This is a genomic window from Pseudomonas sp. GW821-FHT04D07 (assembly GCF_059420225.1).
On record NZ_JBWKTH010000047.1, the window covers coordinates 29,821 to 33,475 of the forward strand.

A 3,655-nucleotide genomic window follows, 5' to 3' on the forward strand; every position below is an offset into this window, starting at 1 on the left:
CCATACAACAAAAAGCCCGCACTGGTTGCGGGCTTTTTGCCGTCTGGCGTTTGGGTTTATGGCGCTGGCTAGCGTTTGACGCATCCCTTCTCATCCAGCACCACCAGGCTGCTACGGCCCCTTTTCAGGTGGTAGTGATAGCGCGTCGCGGTGTTGCTCGTACTGATTCGATCCGGCCTTCCCAGGGCGCTTTCCACTTCCAGGCGACTCATGCCGGGGCGAACCTGCTGGTTGATGATCGCCCGGCGCTTTTCCTGCGCGCTCAACAGATTGTCGCAGCCGTCATCATGTTCGCCGACTACGGTCAGCTCTCGCGGCATTACGCTGGTGGTTTTTGGCCTGCTGGCGGATGTGGGCCGGCTTCCGGGGGCGGGATTGTGCGCGCGCTGGGGTTTCAGCGCTTCGTCTGGCGCGCATCCCAGGGTGGTAAAGGTGATATGGCCGCTGTCGTTTTCACAGCGATGGATGCTGGCAGCGCCGGCCGGGAAGGGCAGGCAGAGTGCGAGCAATAGGGAGAAAAGGTTTTTCGGTGGCATCGGACGTCCTCCTTGACGGTCTTTCATTTAGCCTAGCGGTGAGCGTTTGGTGGTGGGGGACGTTTTCTTTTCAGGATGAGTCGTCGTAAGCAAAAGGCCGGCGTAAAGCGCTCGACCGGGTGCTGCAAGCGCTTGTTCTAGCCAAGATTTTTGGTCGTGAAGGCGTGGGGGGCGGTGTATGATTGCGCCCGTCAGCCCCACCGGGGTTTTTGGAATATTTCCATGGACTTACCCAGTAGTTACTTAATCTCTCGTTATGCCAATCACGAATTGACTGATTGATCCTTCCGGCGTGCCCCGCTGCTGGGAGTGGAGTTCGCCTATGACCGAAGTTGAAGTAAAGAAAGGCCAGGACAGCCTGCAGGATCGTCTCGCTCAGGTCGTTGACCTGCTGCAGCGTCAGCGGGTGGTTGAAGACCTGACGCATCGTCAGGAAGGTCCTCATCACGACCGGGTGGAAAACCTGGTTCATCGGCAGAACCTCGTCGAGTTGCAACGCAAGCTCGATGACCTGCACTCCGCCGACGTCGCCTATATCCTTGAGGCCTTGCCCCTGGACGATCGTCTGACCGTCTGGCAGTTGGTCAAGGCCGAGCGTGACGGCGATATCTTGCTTGAGGTGTCCGACTCTGTCCGTGAAACCCTGATCGCCGACATGGATGATCAGGAGCTCCTGGCTGCCGCCAGGGAGATGGATGCCGACGAACTCGCTGATCTGGCCCCCGAGCTGCCGCGAGACGTTGTGCATGAGTTGATGGAAGCCCTCGACGGCCAGCAGCGTGAGCGCGTTCGCTCCGCGTTGTCCTATGACGAGGAGCAGGTCGGAGCGCTGATGGACTTCGAGATGGTCACCATCCGCGAGGACGTCAGTCTGGAAGTGGTGTTGCGCTACCTGCGTCGGCTCAAGGAGCTGCCGGGTCATACCGACAAGCTGTTCGTGGTCGATTATGACGGCGTGCTCAAGGGCGTGCTGCCGATCAAGCGCCTGCTGGTCAACGATCCCGAGAAGCAGGTGACTGAAGTCATGGCCAGTGATCCGGTGAGCTTTCACCCGGACGAGGATGCCTATGACGCGGCCCAGGCCTTCGAGCGTTATGACCTGATTTCCGCCCCCGTGGTGGACAAGAGCGGCAAGCTGATTGGCCGTTTGACCATTGACGAAATGGTCGACCTGATTCGTGAGGAAAGTGAAAGCGAAGTCCTCAACATGGCCGGTCTGCGTGAAGAAGAGGATATCTTTGCTTCCGTCTGGAAATCCCTGCGCAACCGTTGGGCGTGGCTGGCGATCAACCTGATCACCGCCTTTGTCGCCTCGCGGGTGATTGGCCTGTTCGAGGGCTCCATCGAGAAGCTGGTGGCACTGGCCGCCCTGATGCCGATCGTTGCGGGCATTGGCGGCAATTCGGGCAACCAGACCATCACCATGATCGTGCGCGCCATGGCGCTTGACCAGGTCAGCACGGGCAACACCTCGCGGTTGATGCGCAAGGAGCTGGCGGTGGGGTTGATCAACGGCCTGGTGTGGGGTGGGGTAATCGGCGTGGTCGCCTACCTGCTCTATGGCAGTTGGTCGCTGGGCGTGGTCATGACCGCGGCCATGACCCTCAATCTCTTGCTGGCGGCCTTGATGGGGGTGTTGATCCCCATGACCCTGGTGCGTCTGGGGCGCGACCCGGCGATGGGCGCCAGTGTGATGATCACCGCCATGACCGACAGCGGCGGTTTCTTCATCTTCCTTGGGCTGGCAACCATCTTCCTGCTCTAAGCGCTTCCCGGCCAAATCCCAGGCAAAAAAAAGCCAGCACACCGCTGGCTTGAGCTTTCAGGGATGAATCAGCTGGCGTCTGCCATTTCGGCATCGTGGGCGATCAGCGACACGAGTGCATTCTGTTGACGGTGGGAGAGCTGGCGGAAACGCTGGAGCAGCTCGCGCTCATGCAGAGAGAGCTCGGGGCTGTCCAGCCGCATGCTCAACTCGTCGCCCAGTGCGCCTTCTTGAATAAGGCTTTGCTCCAGGCGTGCAATGATCTCGGAATTCATGCTGCGGTGATGGTTGCGAGCCACCTCGGCGATGCGTTCACGCATTCCATCGGGCAGACGCACGACGAATTTGTCAGCCGTACGGCTGGAATAAATTGCCTGTTTCAATGGGCGCATAGTTTTAAACCGGTTAGTTCAGGGGAGCGGTTCTCGGAATTGGCCGCGGGATGTCAGTAGGACAGCATGCTTGGCCAAATGTTCAACCTGAATTGAAATGAGGCCCGCATCATGCCTCAAATTTGCCAGATCCTTGGCGTCAATTCTGTGACAAATATTGAACTGGACAAAGGCAATATGCCAGCACCAATTATCAGAAATGCGCACTGGTTTGAAAGTTTCACCCGGTAGCGCCCCTCTGATCGGCCATCCTGGGCCTGTCAGGAAGCGTCTGGCCAGCACGGCGCGGATTTTACCCGTTGGCCTGACCTTTTGCTTCTAATGTTAAAGCGTAGTGGCAATTTGCTGGTTTTCTAGTCTTCGGAGGGGGCCAAGATGGGGTTGAAGCGGACTTTCCGACCAGCGAGCAAGGCCAGGACGAAAAAAACACCAAGGAGGCAGGTTAGTTCGTGCTTGCGGGAGGTGGCCTACCGTTAAAAAGCCCAGGGACGACATGACAAACACCGGCATGCCCGTTAACATGCTCGCCGTCCTTCGCGCCGCCTGTCCTGGTGGCCGAACGTTGTCCCAGTAGCTCAATTGGATAGAGCATCCCCCTCCTAAGGGGAAGGCTGGCAGTTCGAACCTGCCCTGGGACACCATATCGTTTGTTGCCTGATCCTTTTATTCTTCCTGATTGCTTCGGTTCTGATGTTGCCTGTCAGTGCTTTGCGTATTTCAAATCCTGCTTTCCAGGGGTTGTTTCGGGGGAGTCCGACCCTGCCGGGTTTGGACAGGGAGTTCTCTTCTATATAGGAGGAGTGGAGTGACGCTCCGAATTCCCCGTCTTTTGGCCAAGAAGCCGCCCCCCGACAGCAACGCGGTCCTTGTAGGAGTCGGCTTGCTGGCGATGGCGTCCTTGAAGGCGCTAAAAGCTTCGCGGGCAAGCTCCGCTCCCACAGGACCGAGTCGCACTGCAGGCT

The 3,655-nt window shown here is 58.4% G+C and carries 3 protein-coding genes and 1 tRNA gene; 2 read left to right on the top strand and 2 right to left on the bottom strand.

Going from position 1 to position 3,655, the window contains the following annotated elements; translation table 11 throughout:
* Positions 1-68: 68 nt before the first annotated feature.
* Positions 69-536, bottom strand: a complete 468-nt coding sequence (locus AC07T0_RS30880; RefSeq protein WP_495004737.1) for a DUF4124 domain-containing protein — start codon at positions 534-536, stop codon at positions 69-71.
* Between the two features lie 322 nt (positions 537-858).
* Between AC07T0_RS30880 and mgtE the strand changes: the two genes are divergently transcribed.
* Positions 859-2,301: a magnesium transporter gene (gene mgtE, locus AC07T0_RS30885; protein WP_495004738.1), complete on the top strand. Its 1,443-nt coding sequence runs from the start codon at positions 859-861 to the stop codon at positions 2,299-2,301.
* A 68-nt stretch (positions 2,302-2,369) separates the two neighbouring features.
* On the opposite strand, the gene AC07T0_RS30890 is transcribed toward mgtE, so the two are convergent.
* Positions 2,370-2,693 carry an Arc family DNA-binding protein gene (locus AC07T0_RS30890; protein WP_103497682.1) on the bottom strand — a complete coding sequence of 108 codons (324 nt, stop codon included), beginning with the start codon at positions 2,691-2,693 and terminating at the stop codon, positions 2,370-2,372.
* Positions 2,694-3,257: 564 nt separating this feature from the next.
* Between AC07T0_RS30890 and AC07T0_RS30895 the strand changes: the two genes are divergently transcribed.
* A tRNA-Arg gene (locus AC07T0_RS30895) sits at positions 3,258-3,334 on the top strand.
* Positions 3,335-3,655 lie beyond the last annotated feature (321 nt).

Excerpts from the sequence above, each read along its gene's own strand:
- AC07T0_RS30890 (WP_103497682.1), bottom strand. The coding sequence starts at position 2,693 with ATGCGCCCATTGAAACAGGCAATTTATTCCAGCCGTACGGCTGACAAA.
- AC07T0_RS30880 (WP_495004737.1), bottom strand. The coding sequence starts at position 536 with ATGCCACCGAAAAACCTTTTCTCCCTATTGCTCGCACTCTGCCTGCCC.
- mgtE (WP_495004738.1), top strand. The coding sequence starts at position 859 with ATGACCGAAGTTGAAGTAAAGAAAGGCCAGGACAGCCTGCAGGATCGT.